Origin of the sequence: Streptomyces sp. NPDC051172 (assembly GCF_040682555.1) — a bacterium.
Lineage (GTDB): Bacteria > Actinomycetota > Actinomycetes > Streptomycetales > Streptomycetaceae > Streptomyces.
This window is the reverse complement of record NZ_JBFBBE010000140.1, coordinates 1-21,964: the sequence shown is the minus strand read 5'-3', so window position 1 is coordinate 21,964 and position 21,964 is coordinate 1. Positions and strand designations below refer to the sequence as shown.

21 protein-coding genes and 2 pseudogenes are annotated in these 21,964 nt (G+C 68.3%); 14 read left to right on the top strand and 9 right to left on the bottom strand.

All coding sequences use genetic code 11. The features are described from left to right. Positions 1 to 238 precede the first annotated feature (238 nt). The 3 genes from AB0N07_RS43825 to AB0N07_RS43815 form a co-directional block, all read right to left on the bottom strand. Positions 239 to 754, bottom strand: a complete 516-nt coding sequence (locus AB0N07_RS43825) for a hypothetical protein (RefSeq protein WP_365845295.1) — start codon at positions 752 to 754, stop codon at positions 239 to 241. Between the two features lie 168 nt (positions 755 to 922). After that, on the bottom strand, positions 923 to 1,351 hold the full coding sequence (locus AB0N07_RS43820; RefSeq protein ID WP_365845293.1) for a restriction endonuclease: 429 nt from the start codon (positions 1,349 to 1,351) through the stop codon (positions 923 to 925). Continuing rightward, positions 1,348 to 2,202: a transposase gene (locus AB0N07_RS43815; RefSeq protein ID WP_365845291.1), complete on the bottom strand. Its 855-nt coding sequence runs from the start codon at positions 2,200 to 2,202 to the stop codon at positions 1,348 to 1,350. The genes AB0N07_RS43820 and AB0N07_RS43815 overlap by 4 nt, the downstream gene beginning before the upstream one ends. Positions 2,203 to 2,582: 380 nt before the next feature. Here AB0N07_RS43815 and AB0N07_RS43810 point away from each other — a divergent pair, with 380 nt between their 5' ends. Beyond that, on the top strand, positions 2,583 to 3,344 hold the full coding sequence (locus tag AB0N07_RS43810) for a class I SAM-dependent methyltransferase (protein WP_365845289.1): 762 nt from the start codon (positions 2,583 to 2,585) through the stop codon (positions 3,342 to 3,344). A gap of 69 nt (positions 3,345 to 3,413) precedes the next feature. Here AB0N07_RS43810 and AB0N07_RS43805 read toward each other — a convergent pair. Beyond that, positions 3,414 to 3,521, bottom strand: a pseudogene (locus tag AB0N07_RS43805) (IS5/IS1182 family transposase); the annotation flags it as partial. A gap of 292 nt (positions 3,522 to 3,813) precedes the next feature. Here AB0N07_RS43805 and AB0N07_RS43800 point away from each other — a divergent pair. Then, complete coding sequence (locus AB0N07_RS43800; RefSeq protein WP_365845287.1) at positions 3,814 to 4,116, top strand: LysR family transcriptional regulator; 303 nt, start codon at positions 3,814 to 3,816, stop codon at positions 4,114 to 4,116. A 179-nt stretch (positions 4,117 to 4,295) separates the two neighbouring features. Here AB0N07_RS43800 and AB0N07_RS43795 read toward each other — a convergent pair whose 3' ends face one another. Continuing rightward, positions 4,296 to 6,695 carry a 2OG-Fe(II) oxygenase gene (locus AB0N07_RS43795; protein ID WP_365845285.1) on the bottom strand — a complete coding sequence of 800 codons (2,400 nt, stop codon included), beginning with the start codon at positions 6,693 to 6,695 and terminating at the stop codon, positions 4,296 to 4,298. A 523-nt stretch (positions 6,696 to 7,218) separates the two neighbouring features. Here AB0N07_RS43795 and AB0N07_RS43790 point away from each other — a divergent pair. Then, complete coding sequence (locus tag AB0N07_RS43790) at positions 7,219 to 7,674, top strand: hypothetical protein (RefSeq protein WP_365845283.1); 456 nt, start codon at positions 7,219 to 7,221, stop codon at positions 7,672 to 7,674. 170 nt (positions 7,675 to 7,844) lie between these two features. Here the strand turns inward: AB0N07_RS43790 and AB0N07_RS43785 are convergent, their stop codons facing one another. Together AB0N07_RS43785 and AB0N07_RS43780 are read right to left on the bottom strand one after the other, a co-directional pair. Beyond that, on the bottom strand, positions 7,845 to 8,420 hold the full coding sequence (locus AB0N07_RS43785; RefSeq protein WP_365845281.1) for a dihydrofolate reductase family protein: 576 nt from the start codon (positions 8,418 to 8,420) through the stop codon (positions 7,845 to 7,847). 16 nt (positions 8,421 to 8,436) lie between these two features. Next, a complete protein-coding gene (locus AB0N07_RS43780) occupies positions 8,437 to 9,834 on the bottom strand; it encodes an ISAs1 family transposase (RefSeq protein WP_365845279.1) in 1,398 nt (465 codons plus the stop codon). Positions 9,835 to 10,407: 573 nt separating this feature from the next. Here AB0N07_RS43780 and AB0N07_RS43775 point away from each other — a divergent pair. The 5 genes and pseudogenes from AB0N07_RS43775 to AB0N07_RS43755 all read left to right on the top strand — a co-directional run bounded on the left by AB0N07_RS43775 (position 10,408) and on the right by AB0N07_RS43755 (position 13,860). After that, positions 10,408 to 10,878 carry a hypothetical protein gene (locus AB0N07_RS43775; RefSeq protein WP_365845277.1) on the top strand — a complete coding sequence of 157 codons (471 nt, stop codon included), beginning with the start codon at positions 10,408 to 10,410 and terminating at the stop codon, positions 10,876 to 10,878. Between the two features lie 264 nt (positions 10,879 to 11,142). Further along, positions 11,143 to 11,448, top strand: a complete 306-nt coding sequence (locus tag AB0N07_RS43770) for a hypothetical protein (RefSeq protein WP_365845275.1) — start codon at positions 11,143 to 11,145, stop codon at positions 11,446 to 11,448. Continuing rightward, a pseudogene (locus tag AB0N07_RS43765) lies at positions 11,449 to 11,869 on the top strand (transposase); the annotation flags it as partial. Positions 11,870 to 12,131: 262 nt separating this feature from the next. Beyond that, positions 12,132 to 13,328: an IS110 family transposase gene (locus AB0N07_RS43760; RefSeq protein WP_365845273.1), complete on the top strand. Its 1,197-nt coding sequence runs from the start codon at positions 12,132 to 12,134 to the stop codon at positions 13,326 to 13,328. Further along, positions 13,297 to 13,860: a DJ-1/PfpI family protein gene (locus tag AB0N07_RS43755; protein ID WP_365845271.1), complete on the top strand. Its 564-nt coding sequence runs from the start codon at positions 13,297 to 13,299 to the stop codon at positions 13,858 to 13,860. Before AB0N07_RS43760 ends, AB0N07_RS43755 begins: the two co-directional genes overlap by 32 nt. Before the next feature lie 384 nt (positions 13,861 to 14,244). On the opposite strand, the gene AB0N07_RS43750 is transcribed toward AB0N07_RS43755, so the two are convergent. Continuing rightward, positions 14,245 to 15,141, bottom strand: a complete 897-nt coding sequence (locus tag AB0N07_RS43750) for a LysR family transcriptional regulator (protein ID WP_365845269.1) — start codon at positions 15,139 to 15,141, stop codon at positions 14,245 to 14,247. A 71-nt stretch (positions 15,142 to 15,212) separates the two neighbouring features. Here AB0N07_RS43750 and AB0N07_RS43745 point away from each other — a divergent pair, with 71 nt between their 5' ends. From AB0N07_RS43745 to AB0N07_RS43720, 6 genes are all read left to right on the top strand, one after another. Then, positions 15,213 to 15,815 (top strand): short chain dehydrogenase, encoded by a 603-nt coding sequence (locus AB0N07_RS43745; RefSeq protein ID WP_365845267.1) that lies wholly within the window; start codon positions 15,213 to 15,215, stop codon positions 15,813 to 15,815. Positions 15,816 to 16,044: 229 nt separating this feature from the next. After that, complete coding sequence (locus tag AB0N07_RS43740) at positions 16,045 to 16,767, top strand: amino acid racemase (RefSeq protein WP_365845265.1); 723 nt, start codon at positions 16,045 to 16,047, stop codon at positions 16,765 to 16,767. After that, on the top strand, positions 16,767 to 17,774 hold the full coding sequence (locus AB0N07_RS43735) for a DMT family transporter (RefSeq protein WP_365845263.1): 1,008 nt from the start codon (positions 16,767 to 16,769) through the stop codon (positions 17,772 to 17,774). Before AB0N07_RS43740 ends, AB0N07_RS43735 begins: the two co-directional genes overlap by 1 nt. Positions 17,775 to 17,889: 115 nt before the next feature. Further along, complete coding sequence (locus AB0N07_RS43730; protein ID WP_365845261.1) at positions 17,890 to 18,852, top strand: iron-containing redox enzyme family protein; 963 nt, start codon at positions 17,890 to 17,892, stop codon at positions 18,850 to 18,852. Between the two features lie 30 nt (positions 18,853 to 18,882). Beyond that, positions 18,883 to 19,896, top strand: coding sequence for a fatty acid desaturase (locus AB0N07_RS43725; RefSeq protein ID WP_365845259.1), 1,014 nt, complete (start codon positions 18,883 to 18,885; stop codon positions 19,894 to 19,896). Then, positions 19,893 to 20,255 carry a hypothetical protein gene (locus AB0N07_RS43720; RefSeq protein WP_365845257.1) on the top strand — a complete coding sequence of 121 codons (363 nt, stop codon included), beginning with the start codon at positions 19,893 to 19,895 and terminating at the stop codon, positions 20,253 to 20,255. Before AB0N07_RS43725 ends, AB0N07_RS43720 begins: the two co-directional genes overlap by 4 nt. Positions 20,256 to 20,329: 74 nt before the next feature. Here the strand turns inward: AB0N07_RS43720 and AB0N07_RS43715 are convergent, their stop codons facing one another. After that, positions 20,330 to 21,139: a LuxR C-terminal-related transcriptional regulator gene (locus AB0N07_RS43715; protein ID WP_365845255.1), complete on the bottom strand. Its 810-nt coding sequence runs from the start codon at positions 21,137 to 21,139 to the stop codon at positions 20,330 to 20,332. Positions 21,140 to 21,964: the final 825 nt, after the last annotated feature.

Below are 21,964 nucleotides of genomic sequence, written 5' to 3'. Positions count from 1 at the left end.
CCCCGGGGCGGGCGCCGTGTTTGGCCGTGGGCCTACAGGTCTTGGACGGCGCGCAGGGCCTGGTCCACCCGGGCCATGGCCGCAGGGTCAACGGGGCTGAGGAGCTTCGCGCCCTCGAACCGGTTGACCCGCAACTGGAATGCCGCGTGCTGTCCGCGGCCTGGCCACGGTCAGCGCGAACGCCAGCGCCGGGCACGTCCTAGTCGAAGTTCACGACGCTCGGCAGCGTGCCGGGGCCTTACCGGCACGCGGTGGCACGGCCGTCGGTCCAGCCGCCGTCGGTGCAGACGAACTGGGCCGCATTCGCGACGCGGACCTGTACGTGCGTGAACGTTCCGTTCCTCGGGTCGGGACCGTTGTACGCGGCCGTGTAGCCGATGCCCGGGAGGACCTTGTTCCCCTGGCAGGCGTTGTCGCTGAACGCGTCTATCGAGAACTGGAGCCCCTCGGACACCCGGAGCCCCGTTTCGATGTTGGCGCTGCGATCGCCTGGACGGCCGATGCAGAACGCGCCCGTGCCGACAATGGTCACCCTGATGCTGTTGGCGCTGTCGGGAAGGCTGGCCGGTCCACCCTGGACGGTGAGCGGGACACCGCTTCCGTCGCTGTTGAACAGCGACGCGTAGGCAGTGCCGCCCGCCATGGCGACCATGCCGAGCCCCATGCCGGCCACGGCCAGCAGGCCCAGGGACTTGTTCAGGAGACGACGAGGCGTGCCGCGCTGGGGGGCCGCCGCTGTGGGGGGATGGGACATGACGTGGTTCTCCAAAGCTCGGTCTGCCGGATCCGGCCTGACCGCACCGAGACTGGCGAGCGGAGAGTTGATCGTCAGCCCCCTTTATCGGAGTAATCAATTCCGCGCAGAGCCGCTGCAACGCCGCAAACCCGCAGTCACGCGGCTTCCGACTGGGATTGCGAGGCATCATGGGTAGTAATGATCCGCTCCATGGATGCCGAGCCGCCCTAGGTGTGCAGCTGGGGCGGGTTCAGTGAGGCGGTCCAGCCGCGTGTAGAGGGCCCGTACGAGGCGGGCGCGGTTCTGGACGCAGCGGGCGGTGCCTTCCAGCGGTGCGGACAGGCGTCTGTCGGCTTCACGGAGGACGACTTCGGCGAGGGCCCCGCGGCCGTCGCTCTTGGGCCGGGCGGCGGCGTGGCGCCGGACGTCGGCGGCCACCGCGCGGGCGTGCCCGGTGAGCTGGAGGGCGATCTGCTCGTAGTCGCGGGGTTCGAGGTCCGGGCTCTTCCATGCGAGGACGGCGGTGACGAGTGCCTCGTGCGGGGCGCGGTCCAGGGGGAGTTCGGCCTCGATCAGGGCGCACGGGTCGTGGAGCACGACGTGGGTGTCGCTCATCGTGCGCCCGCCGCGTCGTCCTGGCCGTGGTCGCCGGTGCTGGCGTCCGGGGCCTGGACGGCGAGGAAGCGGGCGTAGCCACGGTCGACGCGGGCGATCAGCGCCGGGGAGGGTCGGCCGAAGGCGGGCGGCTGGAGGCCGGGGCCTTCCGGCTGAGGGTCGGCGGGTGTGGGTGCGCTCATGGGCACCGCCTCCGTGTGCTGGGTGCGTCGGTGTCGTTCGACGCTACGGCGCATCACGTCGTAGCCCGCGTCCATCACGACCAGGATGTCCCGGTCGTCGTGCTGCCACTGGCCGGCCGCGATCAGCCGATCGACCACAGCCCGCAGCTGGTCGGCGGTGACGGCCGCAGCGTCGTCGACGGGCCCCAGCCGGACCGCGTCCAGGACCTGTGTCCACGAGGCGCGGTCCGGGGTGAGCGCGGCGACGAAGGAGTACGGCCAGCCGGGCACCACGTGGTCCGATGAGCGGCCGTTGCGGCCGTGGACCAGGCAGAACAACCGCTCGGGCGAGCAGGCGGCGTCCGACCGCAACCACGGCGAGACGTCCACCGTGAGCACGATCCGCCCACCGAACCGCGGCAACGGCAGCGATGTCAGCAGGCCACGCAGCCGGTCGACGTCCAGGCGGCCGTGGTTCAGGGCGCCGTACAGTGAGCCGTACCCACGCTGGTGCTCGGCGAGCAGCGACAACTCCACCGGCGTCCGTGTCGGCCCGTCCGCGCACAGCAGCGTGTCGGTCAGCTCGAAGAACGCATCGGCCCGCGCGGAAAGGCACTCGTAGAAGGCCGTCCGAAAGCGTGACAGTTCAGCGATCGTGTCCCGTTCGCTGGCACACACCAGCACACTCATCTCACGGCCTTCCTTGTGAACTCCTGGATCTCCTCGCAGAGTTCAGGATCACGAGGAAGGCCGCCCTCATACCCTGCGATCACTCCAAAGAGTGACCATGCAGCCGGGCCCGAGGATAAGGAACAAGGTCAGAAGCTGTGTCAGAACGGGTGATCTGTGACGTTGCGTGACGGACAGCAGAGTCGTTCGGCTAGGGGAACGGCTGGATCTGGCCTGGGTAGGCTGTCGCCTGCGGAACGATCCCGCGCGTCGGCTTGTGAGTGATGCGCGCCGCAGGTAGTAGTGCCGACCTGGCCGTCGCGCCAGCCGCGCGTCTCGGGGGAGTCTGGCGCCGTGGAAATTCCGTTGCCGGAGCAGCAGCAATTCGATCGAATGCCTCCATGACTCATGATGGCCCGGCGGACCATGTGGAGCAGAACCGACGCTTTTGGGATGACGAGGCGGCTGCGTGGCACGGGCCGCTCGCCCGTGATCACTGGGCGCAGGTGGAACCGTCCTGGGGATTGTGGGCCACTCCTGAGTCGCAGGTTTCCCTGCTTCCCGACGACATCGAGGGGATGAGCACCGTTGAGTTGGGCTGCGGCACTGCCTACGTTTCCGCTTGGCTGGCCAGAGCAGGAGCCCACCCGGTCGGGATTGACGTCTCGGAGAAGCAGCTCGCCACTGCGCGCGCGATGCAGACGGAGTTCGGCATCGACTTCCCCCTTGTCCTGGGCAATGCCGAGAAGGCGCCCTACGAGGACAACACGTTCGACCTGGCGGTCAGCGAGTACGGCGCCTCGCTGTGGTGCGACCCCTACCAGTGGATCCCGGAAGCAGCCCGGCTCCTCGTTCCTGGAGGACAGCTGGTGTTCTCGCGTTACTCACCGCTGTTCGCGCTGTGTGTACCGCCCGAGGGACCGGCATCCACCACTCTGTCCCGCAGCCAATTCGGTCTGACGCGGCTGGACTGGGGGAACCACGTGGAGTTCGTCCTGCCGCACGGTGAGATGCTCCGTCTGCTGCGGGCCTGCGACTTCGTCGTTGAAGACCTGATTGAGGTTCAGGCACCCCAGTCTGCACGGGACTACTCAGAAGTCTCCGCTGACTGGGCCCAGCAATGGCCCAGCGAGGAGATCTGGAAAGCTCGGCTAGCAGGCTGACAGCTCCGCAGGCACCGTGTATCGCCTTACTCATCCCGCGGACAGGGGCACCAGCCTGTGGCCGGTTCACAGCGGCATGCCCCGCATGTCCACGATCAGGTGACGCTTCCTCCCGTTGATCAACTTCCCGCCGTCGAAGCTGCGTGTGTCCTGGCCCACCGTCTCGGCTCCCTTGAGATGATCGGCTGCACCGCCGGGGTCGTACAGGGCGCCCTGGTCGAAGCGGGGATCCCCCCGGCGTGCCGCCGGCGAACTCGAACGATCCATCTCATGGGCATGGCTACAGGCGGAATACGTGGACAAAGGACGGCGGGTCACTGCCATCGCCCGCGAACTACATACTGACGCCATTAGCATCAGCAAGCTCCTCAACAAGTGGAACATCCCACGCTCTCCAGAAGGCCGTGTCCCTCCGCCTCGCGTCTTTCCCGGCCCGTTCGCCGGCCTCACGATCCCGCTCTCGCCCGCTATGCAGCGCATCAGCACCCGCCGGAACTCCCTTCAGGCGCTCCGCAGGGCCCTGTTGGTGGCGGGACACCCCTCACTTCGCGCGGCGGCCCTCGCCCTGGGCCTCCCCCGACCCTCGCTCACCGGGCACCTCCGGATGCTGGAGGATGCCGCCGGTTTCGCTCTGTTCGATCACCGCGAGCGTCCGGTCACCGCGACCCAGCGCGGCCAAGTCCTCCTCGATGAGCCCCGACAGCTGCTGGCCATGCTCGACGCGGCGACGCGCAACGGAGCCTTCTCGGATAACTCACCCGCGCCCCGGTGAGCGAGGGCGACAGGCACAACGACACCGCACCGGACGCCACCGGGCTCTTCGACACCACCACCATATGGGCTTGCCTGGGTGGCCAGAGCGAGACCACGCCCAGAAGCGAAATGCACCTCCGCCGTGCCTTATCGGCACGGTGAGGAGATCGGGTTCGCCCCACGGGCGCCGGTCAGCCCTCAGCCGCGTGGCCTGGGCCACTTCTCCTGGAGCCAGGTCAGGTCGGTCTCGGCGCGGGAGCGGGCCGCCCGCTCGCGGGTGAACACCGCGTCCGTCTTGGCCAGGACCAGGGTGTAGGGGCGTCCCTGGCGCCGGGTGGTGTGGGAGACGGGCAGGCCGGCGAGGTCGATGCGGCTGTGGATGTGGCGGCGCTTGTCCTTGGCGAGCGGCCACTCCATGGTCCTGCGGGTACGGGAGGTGAGGAAGTTGTCCAGGCCGGGGCAGAGGTCGCAGTCGGATGGGCAGCCGCGGTCCGGGGTGAGGGACCAGTCGTCCGCCGCCCGGACGGGGCAGGCCAGGGCTGCGGTCAACCGGGTCTCGCAGTGCTCGGCGAGGGACTGGAAAGCGCGGGCCGCCGGGGTGCCGTCGCGGACGCCGGCCTGTCGGCGGGCCGCGGTACGCAGGGACGGGAGCAGGCATTCCAGTACGGTGTCCGGTCGGCTGCGTAGAGCGGTGGTGATCATTTCGGCGGTCTCGGGACCAGCCACCCGCAGGATGTGGGCGAGCGGGGTGCCGAGCCGCTCCAGGGCCGCCTGGCGCTCCTTCTCCCGGCCGATGCCGAGCCAGCCGGTGAGCTGCTGCTCGAACGCGCGCCAGACCCCCTCGGCCAGTGGTGTGGCCACCCCGTCTCCGTCACCGTCCACACTCCGCAGCGCGGCGCCGAGGCCAGGCAGGGTTTCGAGCCAGGCGTCTCGGTCGGCCCCGGTGTAGGCACCGACCGGGCCGAACCAGCTGGCGACGACTCCGCGTGCCCATGTCCGTCCGTACCGTGCGGCCGCTTTCGCGAGATCGGGGGCGTGCCGCTCGTCCAGGGTCTCCACCCCGAAAGGCGCGAGGAGCATCGCGGCGGTGTCCGCTTCCTCCACTCCCACCGCGACGCCCAGAGCCGCGGCGAAGAGCGGGGCTGCCGCCGGGCCCGAACCGTGGTGGTTCCACATCGGCGCGAGCGACCGGGCGAGCGTACGCGCCAACTCCAACTCCCCGGCGTCCAGGCGGCCCTGGAGTTCCCCCACGGCTTGCGCGGAGCCTGCTTCGGCACGTGCCGCGAACGAGCGCTGCCGGGGCCAGAGCACCACCGCGGCCCGCCGGTACCAGCGGTCCAGGGTGTTGCCGTAGTTGCCCATGTAGCCCTCGTACTCGGACTGGTAGGGCGTGAGGTCCTTGGTCGCGGTGGTGGCGCACACCTCGGCGTACGGAACGGGCAGCGAGATCTCCTCACCGCCGCCGCCCTCGGGGCGGGTCCACCAGCCCAGAATGATCTCGTCGTCGATCAGGTCAGTGAGCTCGTAGTCGGAGAAGTCGCCGCTGCGGCGGCGCTCGGCGCCGGGCTCGCCGTCGGGGTCGAGAAGGCACTCGCCTTCACACTCATCGTCCTCGCAGTCGTCGAAGTGCTCGACCTCGCCGTAGTAGTCGTAACGGTCGTAGGGGGGTTGGGCGTCCCAGGTCTCCTTCACCTCCGCGAGGGCGAGGACCGCTTCGCAGTCGGCCTGTCCGGCGGCCTGGCGGAGCAGGTCGGCGCGGGTGGCGTCGGCGCCCTTGAGACGGTCCCAGTCCAGGCCTCGCTGGGTGTACTCGTGGTCGAGGAGGTAGACGAGCCGGCCCGGCGGCTCGGGCTTGGTGCGGCCGTAGCCGTAGCGGTCCTCGGCGGGCTGGGTGAAATGCTCAGTCACGCACTGGACCAGGTCCGCCACCGGGCTGCCGCCAGGTCCGCCGACCGGACGAACGGGCTCGGCGAGCAGGTTCATGGTGAGGGTAATGCGGTAACCAGAGGTGACGGGCTTGACCTCGTGGCGGCAGTCCGCGTAGAAGGCGGTGAAGGTCAGCCGTTCCCTCGACGCCTTGTACGTGACGGAGCGGCCAGCGTGTTCGACGACGAGTCCGCCGCCGGTGTGGTGCGAGGGCACCGAGACGACGAGGCTGCCCACCATGGAGTCGTCCTTCTCGGAGTCCTGGTGCGGCAGGAAGAACTGGCCCTTGCCGTAGACGAGTAGCGCGTGCGGTTCGGCCCGCAGGACGGTGGTGGGCGGAAGGCCCAGCGCGGTGCGGACCCCGTCGAGGACACCGCTCAGCGTGCGCTGCCAGTCGGGGCCACCCAAGGTGAACCGGTCCGGAGTGATCTCCCAGGTGTCGCGCACGCCGGGGTCGGACAGGGTCTGCTCCCCGCGGCCGAAGCGGGCCTTCCGGGCCTGGGCCATCAGCTTCCTGGTGACTGGGGCGCGTACGGGGAACGGTAGGTCACCGACGCCGTCGATCGTGATGCGCAGCGCGCGGGCGGGCATCTCGATACGGGTGCTGAAGTCCCCGCGCCACTCCGAGCTGTCCAACAGCTCCGCCAGGCGCTCCCGTGCCCCTTGCCCCATGACGCGTTCGTCCCTCTACTCGGCGGCGTGCCGTTCCGGATGTTCCGAAAACCCTAGCGCTACGGGAAGTTCCCGCACCCGCATGGCGGAAAGCCCTTGACATCCCGATTGCTCGCAGGATGGTGCGGACATGACCGCGGCTGCGGGAGAGCCCCCTGGGGCGGAATACGTCGCGTGGGCCTGGCGCCAGCCGGCCGCTGAAGGTCCGGTGGCGGACTTCACCGAGGACAAGGCCAGTGACCAGCCGGGCCAGTCTGATCTCGGTGTCCCGGTGCCGCTGCTCGTTGAGCCGTACGCCCTTGAGCGGGACACGGACGGCGGCTACGGTCATCCAGCTGCTGATGGAGCCCAGTTGACGGCTGCGACGAAGTGCACGATCTGCGTGCCAACGACGTTCATGCCTGTTCCACGACGCAACTTCCCATGGCGCGACGTTCATGAGCAAGGGCCGGTCGCCGTGCACACACTGGCGCTGGCCTCGGCACACGCATGCTCAGGGCGGGAGTCGGACATCATGGCGGACGTGGATGTATGGGAAGACCCCGCCGAGCTGCGCATCCGGCTGGACGTGGCGGTGGAGGAGAACGCGGCGCTGCGCGAGGAGAACCGGCGCCTACGCGACCTGCTGGGACCGGCCGCGCAGGCGGTCCCCTGCTGGGACGAGCCGTCACCCCGGCAGCAGGTGCCGTCGGCCGTTGAGGATCCTGCTGCGGTGCCGGTGTCACCGTCCGGCCTGCCCTGGGCCGATGCACGCTCGACGGTGGAGGCGAAACTCGCCCTGTTCAAGGCGCTGTTCGCGGGCCGCAGCGACGTGTACGCCCGCCGGTGGGCCGCCAAGTCCGGAAAGACGGGATGGAGCCCGATGAGGAACCGCTCTGTGGTCGCGCGGTACAGCAGCGAAGTACAGCAACCCCAGCAACCGGCAGCACTCCGCACCGGCCCTCATAGGTCTCCGGGCAACCTGTATGACCTTCACTGACCGATCTCTGTAGAGCTACGGATCAGAAGGTTGAGAGGGGGGTGGGTGCGGAGCCATTCGGCGTCCCGGGACCCAGCAGGGCTTGATCAAGTTCCGGAAGCGTGTGAATTAGCTGCGATTCCCAGGACTCGCTTCGTGGTCTCCTTCAGCTACACCATCGTCTCTCGCGGTCAGCGAACGACGCGGTAGGAGAGGTGGGTTGCCGCCGGGGTCGCTGTCACCTGGGTGCGTTCGAGGGTGATCGCGGAGTCGAGCACGCTGAACAACCGCGTGCCACCGCCAAGCAGGACCGGGATCACATGCACGCGGATCTCGTCGACCAGGCCGAGCGGGAGCGCCTGCTGCATGACGGTGGCGCCGTGTAGCCCGACGACCTTGTCGCCCGCCGCCTTCTTTGCCTGCTCGATCGCGCTGACCACGCCGTCGGTGACGAAGGTGAACACAGGCGGGTACGAGCTGGTCGGTGCCTGGTGGGTGACCACGAAACACGGGACGTCGCCCATCGGGCCGCCCTGGCCCCAGCCACCCTCTCCCTCGTTCTTCTCAAAGGACGTACGGCCCATCACCACCGCACCCCAGTCATCGACCACCCGCTCCAGGATGGCCCGGTCCTCGTCGGTCGCCTGGTCGGACATCCACTTGTGCAGCATCCAGGCCCCGTCACCGAACGGGTTCTCACGGCTGTCATTCGGTCCGGTGACGTATCCATCGAGCGAGATGGACATGTCGCAGATCACTTGTGCCATGGGTAACGCCCTTCCTCTACCGGTGCTCCAGATTCACAGTGCGCTGTGTACGACTCGGCGCGCCGGTCGAATTCATCGGTGATCCGTGGATCGCCCATGACGCCTCCCCGCCGCGAACGAGCGCCCGCGGCGATCCCCTCAACCCCACGGCCCCGCCCGGGCCGGCCGGGCGCTGTGCCATGCCGTCCCGGCCGAAAGCGCCTGGGTTGACGGCGATGCCCAGAATGGGGAGTGCTCGGGCTGGTTCATCACGGATCGCCCGGGTGGTCTTGGCGACGTTCTCGGCTCCGAGGGTCTTCAGTGCGCCGATGGCGAGGTTGCGGAGGGATGCCATGGCACGCGGTGCGGTTCCGGCGTGGACGGCGGAGGCGTCCTCGGCGAAGGTCACGTCCCTGATGTGGTGTGAGGAGTTCTCCACTGCCCAGTGGCCGCGGATCGCGGCGGCCAAGTCGGCGGGGCCGGCCTGGTGAGCGTCGAGGCTGGTGACGGCGTAGACGCTCTCGCGGGACTCGGATTGGCCGGTGGGCTTGCGGCGCCGGTGGACGCGGATGGCCAGGCGGGCGTGGGGGAAGGCGATGCCGCCGAGTTCGTCCGCAACAGCACAGGTCTTGATCGAGCGGGACTCGCGGCGTCCGTGTCCGGTCTCGGAGGCGGCGTGCTGGACGGGGATGTCCCGCCAGGGCAGGGACGCCAGCTGGCGGCGGGTGGTCGGCTGGTTGCTCTTGATCACGGCGATGTAGTGGGCCTGCTTGGCTTCGATCAGCCAGGTGATGTTCGCCTTGACCGAGTGCAGGGCGTCGAAGGTCACGACCGTGTCGGCCAGGTCCAGTGGCGCCAGCAGCGGCTGGAAGTGCGTCGTCTCGTTCGTCTTGGTGCCGACTTCGGCCTGGGCGAGGGTCACGACGGTGCCGTGGGTGACCGCGGAGAGCAGGTGCCGCCGCGGCGCTGCGAGGCGAGATGACCCCTTGAGTGCTTTGCCATCGACGGCTATCACGGCTGCTCGCCCGGGGCTCGCGGTGCGAGCCCCGGTGGCGGTGCGGTGTCGGTCGGCCAGATAGGCACCGACTGCCTGGTCCAGGGCATCACCGTCAACAGCCCCCAGCACGCGCCCGATCGTGGCCGCCGACGGGGTACGCCGCCACCCCAGCAGATGGCGGCGGATGCCGATGGTCTTCAGCAGCGTGTCTGCGGCACGCTGGCCCCACTCGGCGAGTTCATCGATGCTCCGGGCTCCCGAGACAACCGCACAGGCACCCACCAGCAGGATCGCTGTCAGCGAGTACCACCGGCCCCGCCGTGCACGAGGGCCGGGCACCGAGTCGAGGTACGGGCGCAGGTCCGCGACCCGGTCGCTGTCCAGCGACCCCAGTTTCATCAGCGCGGCGGGGATGGGAGAGGACGCAGCAGCAGGCACGGGTTACCTCGTGATCATCAGGCTTAGACACCACAATGATCACGAAGCCCGTGCCTGCCCCGCTATGCACCCCAGTCGGTCGCCAACCGCGCGAACGCGGAACTTGAAACCGCCCTGGGGACCCAGCGGGCCGGGGACCCCTATCCGGCCACCCCCCTTAGCCGCCGTGTTCTTTGGCGAGAACATCGATCCGGCTCATCTATGCAACGGAAGCTAACAGCCCCCACTGACAACGTCCTGTGGCCAGTACCCCCCGGCAGACGTGCCAGAACCGTGCCAGGTCGTACGGGAATCCACGGGGAACACCGGGGAAAACAGGCCGCGGACTTCAGGCGCCGACATCGTTCCGCCGCAGGTCAGCAGGCTTCCCGCCCCTGAAACACCCAAGCTTCCCAAGCTGAGGGCTCCGGGATGACAACGGAATCAGCGTTGTTTCTGTCGGAAGCCGACTCGCGAGCCCAGGTGCCGGCGAGGCATCGCGTAGACACACGCACCACCCCTGACTCGCTGCAGTGAGACCTCAGACGCCCGCGTCGGGCCCCTTGATCGGCGCAAGTGGTTACGGTCAACCTCATGATCAATCAGATATTGACGATTCTTGGCGTCCTCATCGGTGCTCTCACGTCGTACCTGTCGACATCGGCAGCGGAGCGGGCCCGTCACCGTCGCGCGCTGGCCACCCGCTGGGACGAGCGCAAGCTTGATACCTACATCGAGTATGCAACGTGCGTGAAAGAGATAGCCGACCTGGCGAAGCGTGCCTACCAAGCACCGGATGGCTCCGACGACCGAGATCAGTTCCTCTCCGCGATGAACAAAGCCGAGCAGAAGCGTTCTGCTCTCTTCGAGGCGCTGATTCTGCTCGCGTCGCCAGCCACAACTGACGCGGCCACAGCGGTGAACCCGGTCGTGTGGAGGATCCTGGGAGCGGCGCGCCGCAGGGAGTCGGATCCCCGCGAGATCAGTCTGGTAGAGGAGCTGAACAACTATCACAAGCAAGCACGGTTGGACCTTGGCATCTCCATAGACCATCAAGTGCCGTGATGAGCCACCGTGGAAACCTCACGCGGGCAGCGCGGGGCCGGTGACATCCAGCGCTGACATAAACGACCGCAGACAGCAGCGGGCCCAAGCGGGCAGTGGCAAGCATCCTCCCGCTGGACCAGGCCCTATGTTCGGTCCCCGGATCGAACTCCTAAAGCGGCGCTCGCTCGCTGCGCCGCTCTGGTGTTCCCGATTCCGCCGTCCTGCTGGAGCCGCGCGCAACCGATGGCAGAGGCCGGTATTGCCGTCTCCTCCGTCCTACTCGTGAGCATGCCGTACGAGGAACGGCGTTCGTACGGCATGATGCGAAAGCTCTGGCCGGAGGTCGAGGTCGTGTGCGCGTCCACCCCGATGGGCTTGGAGGGGCACGCCGACTCAATCGGGGATGCCCGAATGGTGATCGACATGCTCGTGGGCGCGCTACAGCGCGTGCTCGTGTTCCCCGGTTGGGATCTAGCCATCGAACAGGAGGTCCCAAACACGGTCGTTGCTGCCCACGAACGGCTGTGTCTGGACGGATTTACCAGTCGGCTCCTGCCGGCCGACGTTGCCGCCCGACCTGGCGTGTAGATCGTCGGCCGCAAACGCAGCATCGTCGTCGACACTCTCGGCCTGTTACTGCTGGTCCTGGTGACCGCTGCCAGCGTCTCGGACAACGAGGCCGGCATACAGCTCCTCACCCGCGTCGCCGCCGACCACCCCACCATCAGCAAGGCATGGGTCGACACCGGCTACAAGAAGAAGGCGATCGAGCACGGCGCCGCCCTGGGCGTCGACGTCGACGTCGTCCCGCGAAACGAGCAGGTCAAAGGCTTCTCCGTCATACCGCGGCGGTGGGTCGTGGAGCGGGGTTTTGGATGGATCATGATGTATCGCCGCCTCGCCCGCGACTAAACCGGCACACGCCGAGAGCATGATCCGCCTCGCGATGATCTCCAATCTCGCGAAACGAGCAACGGGCGAAACGCCCATAACTTGGCACAATACATGAACTATCAGGTCTTCAATCGGAACGTCCTCTCAGCTTGTCCTACCTTCCAAGCGTGGGTCTGAGCTGGTCATTCGTAAGATCGGCGGGCCCGGGGGTTTCGGGTATGGCTGTGAGCTTGTCGCCGTTGGATGGCTCAAAGAACTTGGCCGCCCGGAGCCCCGCGACGACTCGACCGCTAATTGGGTACGCGACTTGATCGCTGTGTAGGACAACGTCGGCGAGGTCGTCCGCGGGATCGCTGTGTGACGACGAGCTGGCGGAGGTGACCGTGCCCCAGATCTGGGCCGGAGTGGACATCGGCAAGGAACACCACCACTGCGTGGTGGTCGACGAGCGGGGCGAACGCCTCCTTTCGCGTCGAGTCTGCAACGACGAGTCGGCCCTGCTTGAACTGATCGCGGACGTCCTCGCGCTCTCCGGGGACACGTTGTGGGCGGTGGACATCAACCACGGCGGCGCCGCCCTGCTCATCGGCCTCCTGCTCAGCCACGAACAGCCGATGGTCAACATCACCGGCCTCGCCGTGCACCAGGCTTCGGCCGCCTACCGAGGTCAGGGCAAGACGGACGAGAAGGACGCGTTCGTCATCGCCGATCAGGCAATCATGCGCAAGGACCTCGGTCTCTTGCGACCCGGCGACGAGATAGCCGTCGACCTGCGGACCCTGACCGCCCGCCGCCTCGACCTGGTCAACGACCGGACCCGCCAGACCAACCGCCTGCGGGCTCAACTGCCTGAGTTCTTCCCCGCGTTGGAGCGTGCGCTGAACCTGAGCAAGAAGGGCCCGGTCGTCCTCTTGACCGGCTACCAGGTGCCGGCCGCCATCCGTCGCAGCGGGGCCACGCGGATCGGGACCTGGCTGAGGAACCGTAAGGTGAAGAACGCGGCCATGCTCGCCGAGACAGCCGTCGAGGCAGCCAGGGCCCAGCACACCGCCTTGCCCGGAGAGACCCTCGCGGCCGCCATGGTCGCCCGCATCGCCAAGGGCGTGCTGGCCCTTGACGAGGAGATCGCCGAACTCGACGCGCTCATAGAGGCCCGCTTCAACGAGCACCGACACGCAACGGTGATCCGCAGTCTGCCCGGCATGGGCACTCTCCGCGGCGCCGAGTTCATCGCCGCAACCGGCGGCGACCTGGAAGCGTTCGGCACGGCCGACCGTCCGGCCTCCTTCGCCGGCCTCTCACCCGTGCCACGCGACTCAGGTCGAGTCAGCGGGAACATGCGCCGCCCGCGCCGCTACCACCGCGGCCTGCTCCGTGCCTTCTACCTCTCCGCCATGGCCAGCCTCAGAACCTGCACCGCCTCCCAGTCTTACTACGGCCGCAAACGCAACGAGGGGAAGGGCCACAAGCAGGCCGTGCTCGCTCTGGCCCGGCGACGAGCCAACGTTTTGTGGGCCATGCTCCGCGACGGAGAGTATTACGATGCCTCACCAACCGTCACGGCTGCAGCTTGACATCGTCATTGGGAAGTCCTACTGGACGCGGGTCTTCCCCGAGGACGGGTGGGCGGTGTTCTGCCTCTCCGTCGACGGCAAGCCCGTGACCTGCTCGAAGGGGCTCACGATCGGATCGCACTACTCGATGGGCGACATGCCCGCGCTGGACGTCCTGCTGCATCCCGGCGGCCGGGGAACCCGGCCTCAGCTCAACGACAGCCAGCACCTGAAGTGGGTGCGCCGTCAGCGCCGGTCTGTTCCGCTCATGACGAGCGTGTGCACCGGCTCGCTGGTCTTCGCCGCGGCCGGCCTGCTGACCGGGCGTCCGGCCACCACTCATTGGGGCGCGTTGGACCGACTCAAGGAACTCGACCCGACAATCGATGTGCGGGCCGGCGAGAGGTTCGTCGATGACGGTGACATGGTCACCTCCGCGGGGGTCTCGGCCGGCATCGACATGGCTCTCCACCTCGTCGCCCGGCTGTCCTCTCCGGAACGCGCGCGTCAGGTGCGCCGCGGGATTCAGTACGATCCTCAGCCACCGGTGTGACCTGACCATCTCGGCAACGATCAGTCGGGCAGGCCGCGCTCGCTGAGCTGTTGTTGCGGGCGGAGGAACTCGCCTCGGGTGGAGCCAAATAGCGCCACACCTAGCCAGTCCGGAAGTGCCTGGGGCGCTCAACGTCGGGCATCGCGCTCGACACGTACACCCGCCTTTGGATGGAAGACGAGGACACGGCCAGGGCCGCAGTCGAAGCAGCGCTCGGCGATGTGCCCCCGATGTGCCCTGGTAGGCAGGCCGGGTGACTCTTCGTCAGGGCGGTGCCCGGGCAGGTCAAGGGTGTCCGTACGAGCGGGCGCCCGGCCTGCTCATTCACGCCATGGGCGGGTTGGCCGGAGCGAACCGGTCGCTGTGAATCGGGTGGAGCTGTGATCAGCGCTGGTCCGCCGGGCCGCCCGTCAGCACGGCCAGGGCCGCTGCCAGGGCGGGCTGGCGTTCCGATCCGGCGCGTACCAGTGCCTCGATGACCCGGCCGTGGCCGGGCAGCGGCAGCACGGCCGTTTTCGGGGGCGGGCTGTCGCACAGCAGGTTCGGCAGGATCGTCACGGCGTGTCCGGTCGCCACGATCGACAGGGCCGAGCGCAGATCGATGCAGCTGTGCTCGATCCGGGGCGTGAAGCCGGCGTTCCGGCAGGCGTGCACCAGGATCTCGCGGCAGGTGCTGGGTTCCGGGGCCGAGATCCATGCCAGGTCGCGCAGCACACCGAGCCCGTTCTCGCGCACCGGCGCGGCGAGCTTGTCCGGTACGGCCACCACCAGCGGGTCGTCGAAGAGCGGTACCGCGATCGTGCCGCTCGGCGGTGGGGTGCCGAGCAGGTGGTAGCGGTACGACACCGCGAGATCGAGTCCCTGCTGTCTCAGCAGGGGCACCGCGTCCTCCGGCTCGGACTGGACGATCATCGGCCGCAACCGCGGATGGCGCGCGACGAGCGCCGCCACGAGCGGCGCGGCGACCGCGCTGATGGCGCTCGGCGCGCAACCGATTTTCAGCTCACCGCTGAGGTCGTCGTCCAGGGCCCGCACGGCACCCTCGGCCCGCTCGAGCGCCGCGAGGACGTGCTCGCACTCCGCCGCGAGCGCCGCCCCGGCGGCGGTCAGCCGCAGCGTGCGGCCCTCACGGTGCACCAGAGGGGCACCGGCCTCGGACTCCAGGGTGCGCAGTTGCTGCGAAACGGCGGACGAGGTGACGCCGTGCAGATCGGCGACCGAGCCGACCTTTCCGTGTTGGGCCAGGTCACGGAGCATGACCATGCGCTTCACATCAAGCATTAGTTCAGCTTAACAAGTTCCGTAGTAAAGGTAGCTGGACTTGGCTGTTCTTCTGCGGTCATCCTCGGCGCATGAAGGTCGTACTCATCGGAGCAAGTGGCACTCTCGGCCAGGCGGTGCGTGTCGCACTGCGTCACCGCGGACACGAGGTGATCACCGCCTCCCGCAGCAACGCGGACATCAGCGTCGACATCACCGACCCGGCGTCCATCGCCGCCCTGTACAAGAAGGTCGGACGGGTCGACGCGGTCGCCTCGGCCGCCGGCACCGTCCCGTGGAAGCCCCTTGGCGAGCTCGGACTCGACGACGTCCGGGCCGGCTTGGAGGGCAAGGTCCTGAGCCAGATCGAGCTGGTCCGCCAGGGCCTGGAGTTCGTTGCCGACAGCGGCTCCTACACCCTGATCACCGGCATCCTGGCACGCGAGCCCATCCTCACCGGTGCGGTCGCCTCGCTCGCCAACGGCGCGGTGGAGGCGTTCGTGCGGGCGGCGGCGATCGAACTGCCCGCCCGGCAGCGGATCAACGCCGTCAGTCCGACCGTCTTCGAGGAGTCCCTGGACGTCTTCGGCGACTACTTCCCGGGCTTCGACCCGGTCCCGGTGAGTCGGGCGGCAGCGGCCTATGTGCGCTCCGTCGAGGGGCACCAGACCGGCCAGATCTACCGCGTGGAATGAGCCGTACGCCGTCGACCCGCCGGCCGAGCCGGGCGCCCAGGCCCGGCCGGAATTCTGCGGACATCCGAATCTGCGGAGAGCCGAACCATGGCAGGCACTTCATTCGGCGCACGGCGGGCTGGCACAGTCGGTGCGACACCCGAATCGCGAGTCGGTGCCATATTGACAACAGGGGGACGGAACATGAACAAGGATGTGGGCTGGAACGGGAAACCCCGGCGGAGCAGCCATGTCTGAGCACACGGTCCTGAAGATAGGTCTGGTGGGTGGTCTGAGTTTTCCGTCGACCATTACCTACTACGACCGCATCAACCGTGCCGTCAACAGGCGACTGGGAAAGGCGCATTCGCCGCGGATCGTTCTGGAAAGTCTTGATTTCCAGCCCATGGTGGAATGGATAGCGGCACGCGACGGCCATGCGGTCGCTGGTGAGATCGCGGCGGCCGCCCGGCGCCTGGAGCAATCGGGGGCCGACTTCTTCGCCATCTGCTGCAACACCGTGCACGAGTACGCGGACCTGGTCGAGGAAAGCGTCGCGCTGCCCCTGATCAACATCTGCCGTGTCACCGCGGAGGAGACCGCGCGCCGCCGCCTCTCCACGGTCGGCCTGCTCGGCTCGGCCTTCTCCATGGAACAGGCCTTCTACCGGGACGAGTTCGCCGCCCAGGACATCAAGGTGATGACGCCCGAGCCGGACGACCGCGCCTTCATGCAGGACTCCATCGAGCGCGAACTGTGCACCGGCGACATCTCGCAGGCCACCCGTGACCGCTTCCTGCGCATCGCGCACGACCTGCTCGCCTCGGGGGCCGAGGCACTTGTCCTGGCCTGTACGGAGGTGCCGCTGGTGATCCGCGCCGAGGACATCCCCGCGCCCGTGATCGACACCGTGGACGTCCACACGGCGGCCATCGTCCGGCGCGCGCTCGGCCCTGTGGGAGGAGGAGTGTGATGCGCGTGGTTCACGTCAAGATGACGGTGGCGACGGTCCTGCTCGGCTCCTACCTGGTGGCGAGCAAGCTGATCCTTCGGGAGGTGCCGGTCTTCACGGCCACGTTCTTCCGCCTGGTCAGCGCGGCCGCCGTGCTCGCGGTCGTCGTGTGGATGAAGTCGCCCCCCATCGTGCGGCCCGGACGCCGGGACAGCGCGGTGATCTTCGCGCAGGCGCTGCTCGGGGTCTTCCTGTTCAGCGTCTTCGCCATGTACGGCGTGAAGTTCACCGGCGCCATCGAGGCCGGCGTCATCCTCGGCATGGTCCCCATCTCCATCAGCCTGGTGGCCGTGCTCTTCCTGCGGGAGAGACTCTCCCGGCGCCGCGGCTGCGGGATCGCGCTGGCGGTCGTGGGCGCGGCCGGTATCAACGCGCTCAGCGCCGGCGGCTCGGGCGGTGGCTCGAACGAGGCTCTGGGCGCCCTGCTGCTGGTCTGCGCCGTCCTGTGCGAGGCCGTGTTCGTCACCTTCGGCAAGCTGCTCTCCCGTCCCCTGCCGCCGACGTGGCTGTCGCTGATCCTGTCGGTGGTGGGCGCCCTGATGTTCCTCGGTCCCGCGCTGGCCGAGACCGACGTCGCGGCTCTGGCCGACGTCTCCTGGCAGACCTGGGCGCTGATGGTCTACACGGGAGTGGCCATCAACGGTGTGGCCGTCGTGCTCATGTACGACAGCCTGGACAGGGTGGATGCCACCGTAGTGGCGGCATTCACCGCCTTCACCCCCGTCAGCGGCGCTGTCCTTTCCGTGCTGTTGCTCGACGAGAAGCTGCACGTCTACCACCTGGTCGGAATGGCTCTGGCGGCGGTCGGCATTTATTTCGTCGCCAACGAGAAGAGGTCGCGGGCCCCCGAGGAGGAGCCGGGGCCGGATGGTTCCGATTCCCGCACATCATCTTCGGATCTTGCGGCATTTCCCCCGGTGGAAAGCCCTGCGGCGACCGGACGCGGGTCGTCCGGCGGGCCTGGCTGACGACCCTTCCATTCTCCGCAATGCGGTGACCTGAACCATCGGAACCCCTTCTGGGACCGCCTGGATGACGGCAGAGTTCAGTTGTCCAGCGAGGTACCGAGAAAGGACCGTGGAAATGGTCACCGCATTTTCCGTTGAAACGACTTCGCAGAACTCCGCCGACGTTCTGGAGCAGGAACTGGCTCTCGCCTTCCCGGCCTCCGGCCCGCACGATCGCGACCTCCGTCTGAAACTGCTCAGGCGGCTGCACGCCCACTACGTCGCCTACATGGCGGGCCCGGAGGACTTCGCGTCCATCCCCCGGCTCAACCACGACCGCTCGATCGCGGCCATCGAGGACTCCTGGTTCGCCTGGGAGGACCGCCAGGTCGACCAGGGTGACCTCCCGGCGACCGGCAAGGAGTTCCGCGACTGGTTCCTCGTCACCGCGGACCGGCACACCCAGCCGGAGTTCTGTGAGTACCTCGCGAAAGAGGCCTCGCTCAACGAGATCGCGCTGTTCTTCATGGGCGAAGAGCTCGTCGACAGCAAGTTCGACGACCTGATGGCGCTCGTGCAGATCGGCACCCAGGGCCACACCAAGCTCACCATCGCCGAGAACTACTGGGACGAGATGGGCGAGGGCAACATCGAACACGTGCACACGCGCATGTTCGAGCACTCCGCCCGCTACATGCGCGCCCGCCTCGACGAGGCCGGCGTGGACTACTCGAACCTGCACTTCCCCGAGGCGTACGAGAACGCCGCCCTGCTGCTCGCCTACGGCATCCACCGCCACCTCAACCCCCGCGCCCTTGGTGCCATGGGTGTTCTGGAGCAGAGCGCGTCGCCGCGCTTCCAGGCGATGGTCGACGGCTGCCGCCGCCTCGAAGTCCCCGAGGACGTCATCGACTACCAGCGCATCCATGTGCACGTCGACGCCGACCACGGCGCCGAATGGTTCGAGGGCGTCTTCGTGCCGCTCGTGGACCACTCTCCGCAGTTGCTGCGGGAGATCTCCCTCGGCGTGCTCACCCGCGTCCGGGTGGCCAACGGCTACTACACCCGGATCTGGGACGCCATGCAGGCACTGCGCTGACAGCGGCACACACATACACAGGGGGACGTCATGTCAACAGCAGAGATACCCAAGGCAGCCGAACAGCACAAGGACGCCGACCCAGTGCGCACCACCGGCGGGACCCCGCCCGCCGCACCCCGCCAGAAACCGGTGCTGCTCTTCTCGCGGGCCCGGGTGACCGGACGTGACCAAGCCGTCTTCATCACCAAACTCGTCGTCGCCGCCGTACTGACAGGCGCAGGAGCGTTCCTCGCCCTGCAGGACGGTCTGCTGTTCCCGACAGCCGGGATCGTACTGCTCGCCGCCGTCTACACGCACATGGTGGAACTGCAGCACCAGTGCCTGCACCACAGCGCCTTCACCTCGCCCAAGCCGCACCGCATCGTGGGCGTCCTGCTGGGCCTGCCGCTGCTCGTGTCGTACACCCACTACCGGGTCCGCCACCTGCAGCACCACAAGTGCCTCGGTACGCCGCAGGACTCGGAGTTCTTCGGCTTCGACACACGCGCCCCGCTGACGTGGGGCATGCTCTGCCGCGGCGCCTTCGACTACCGGCGGCTGGGCATCATCGCCCGCGAGGTCTACCGCAGCTGGCGAGGAACGTGGGAGTACGACGCCGGGGACATCTCCGACCGGCGCAGACGCGAGATCATCACCGAGTACCGCTGGGCGGTGGTACCGGTGTCCGCAGCGGTGGCACTCGCCGTCGCCGGGTACGGCGGCCCGGTACTGGAGCTGTGGCTACTGCCCCTCCTCGTGGCCGCCCCCATGCACTTCTTCCTGGAACTGCCCGAGCACATCCTGTGCGACACGGAGACCACCGACGTACTGCGCAACACCCGCTCCATCAAGGGGAGCTGGTTGAGCACCTGGTACACCAACGGCAACAACCTGCACGTGGAGCACCACGCGGCCATGACGGTGGCGATCAACCGGCTGCGAGAGCGGCACGCGGAGGTGACCAGCATGGCGAAGTACGTCGAGCGGGGATACCCCACGTTCTACCTGGCGGTGCTGCGGGAAGCGGCGCGCAACTCCCGACTCGCGGGGAGGCAGCGGTGACAGCGCGGACCTTCCGGGTCGAGGGACTCGCCTCGCAGCTCGCCCCCTCCGTCTGGGACGCGGACGTCGAAGGGCTCGTCTCCGCCTCCTTCGTCCGCAACCAGATCAAGCTCCGGGTGCCGGAGGCCGACTTCAACGTCCGGCTGCGCGGCGACGGACCGGACCGCCTGACGCTGACCTTCGAGGCGGTCTTCCGGGAGTGCGGCCAGGCCCGCCGGGCGGGCGGCACCTGGTGGGACACCTGGGAGGTGGTGGCCGAGCCGGCCGAGCGGGCGGGCCGGGTCCTGGTCGAGCAGGTCCTGGCGGCCCGGCGGCGGTTCGCGGTCCTCCTCGCCGACGCGCGGCGGGAGGCGGCCTGACTCAGGGGCGGGGCGCGCGGCATCGCACGGGCGGAGACCCTCCCGTGCGCAGGCCGCCCGCAGCAGCCGGCCCCTCATGCCTCGCCCGACGAGTCCAGCCCCGCGTCCAGTCCCAGCAGATAACCGAGCTGGAACCGGTTCTCGGCGCCGTAGCGGGCCTTGATCCGGCCCACGTGGTTCTGCAGGGAGCGCTCGCTGATGCCGAGCCGACGGGCGATCGCCCGGTCCGAGTGGCCGGCGACCAGCAGCTTCTGGATGGACTCGTGGATGGAGGGGATCACCTCAGGAGCGGCGTCCACCGAGCGCGCGGGCACGAACGGGGTCGATTCGGCGCGGTCCCAGGACCGCTCGAAGACATCCACCAGGAAGCGCACCACGGACGCCTCCCGCACCTCCAGCGCCAAGGTCCGGTCACCGCGGCCGGGTATGAACGCCACCTCCCGGTCGACGATGATCAGCCGCTCGAAAAACTCGGGAAGGGTGCGCACCTCGGCCCCGTACACCGTCACCTGGCGCACGTAGTCCTTGGTGGCCTCGTCGAATCGGGCGCTGTGCTGGTACAGCGTCCGATTCGCGATCCCGGCGTCGAGCTGGGCGCGGACCGTCTCCAGGGCATCGACGAGGACTGATCTCGGCCGGGGTCCGTCCGGCTGGGCGGTGAGGATCTCCTTCCGGGCACCGTCGACGGCATCGCGGATGGCCTGGTTGATCTCGGGCAGGCCGTCCAGATAGTCGATGACGGGAGTCGGTCCCCGCAGCGAACCACCGGCCGACCGTGCCGAGGTCACCTCCGCGATCTTCGCATGCAGATGCCGGGACAGCTCGACGAGGTCGGTCGCGAGCCCGGGAAGGTCGTGCACGGCGGTCGGGGTGTCATTTGTCATTCTGGCGTTCACTCCAGGGAGGCCGAACGGTGGGGGAGGAGGTGTGACGAACAGTTGGTGCCTACTGCGCTGTGTGGGGTTCGGGGCCGGCCGGGAAGCCGCTCATGGCTCCCACGCCTTCCGACCGGAGCGCAAGGGTGGGGCGCACGCCGCTGCGCGCCGGAAGGGATGCCGGCAACCGTCGGATGCGCGGACGGGCGTGTCCGCAGGAGAGACCAGGCACAGTGATGGCACGCACGCGCGCACCGGACGCGGAGGCGTCCGGTCAGAGCCGTGCCGTCATGGCACGTTACAGATGCCCAGCGGCAACTCGGCATGACAGCCGGCGAAGGGCGGCGACGTTCGCTCGCCGGGGAAGCGGGATCCGCCGGGACACTCGGCCGCTCCGCGTTCTTCTCCGGTCATCGGAGCGACGCGCTGGGTTGCCATGTCTGTCACCGGATCCACGATGTGCCCCCGAAACGTCACCGTCGAACAGTGGTTCCACTTTAGGTGAGGCTTGTATCACGGCAGTGAAAGGGAAACGAGGTTGGCCGAAAGCCGCCATCGTGCGGGGATGTGTCGCGTTCCCCGCCGCGACGGCCGTTGCGGTACCGGGCGGTGACGGTGGGCCGTTCGTCGAACAGCATCGCGGCAAGCTCGGGTCACCCGCGGCCCGCACGCGCGGCGGAGGCGTCCGGACGTCCCGCCGAGGCGACACGGACGCCGTCCGGGCAGGCCGGCTGTGCCGCTGTCGGTTCTTCATGCAGTTGAGATATGATCATCGCTGTGGCCAGCTAGATCTCAACTGCACTCACAGAAGCCGCGGTTGACCGTCTGCCTCGC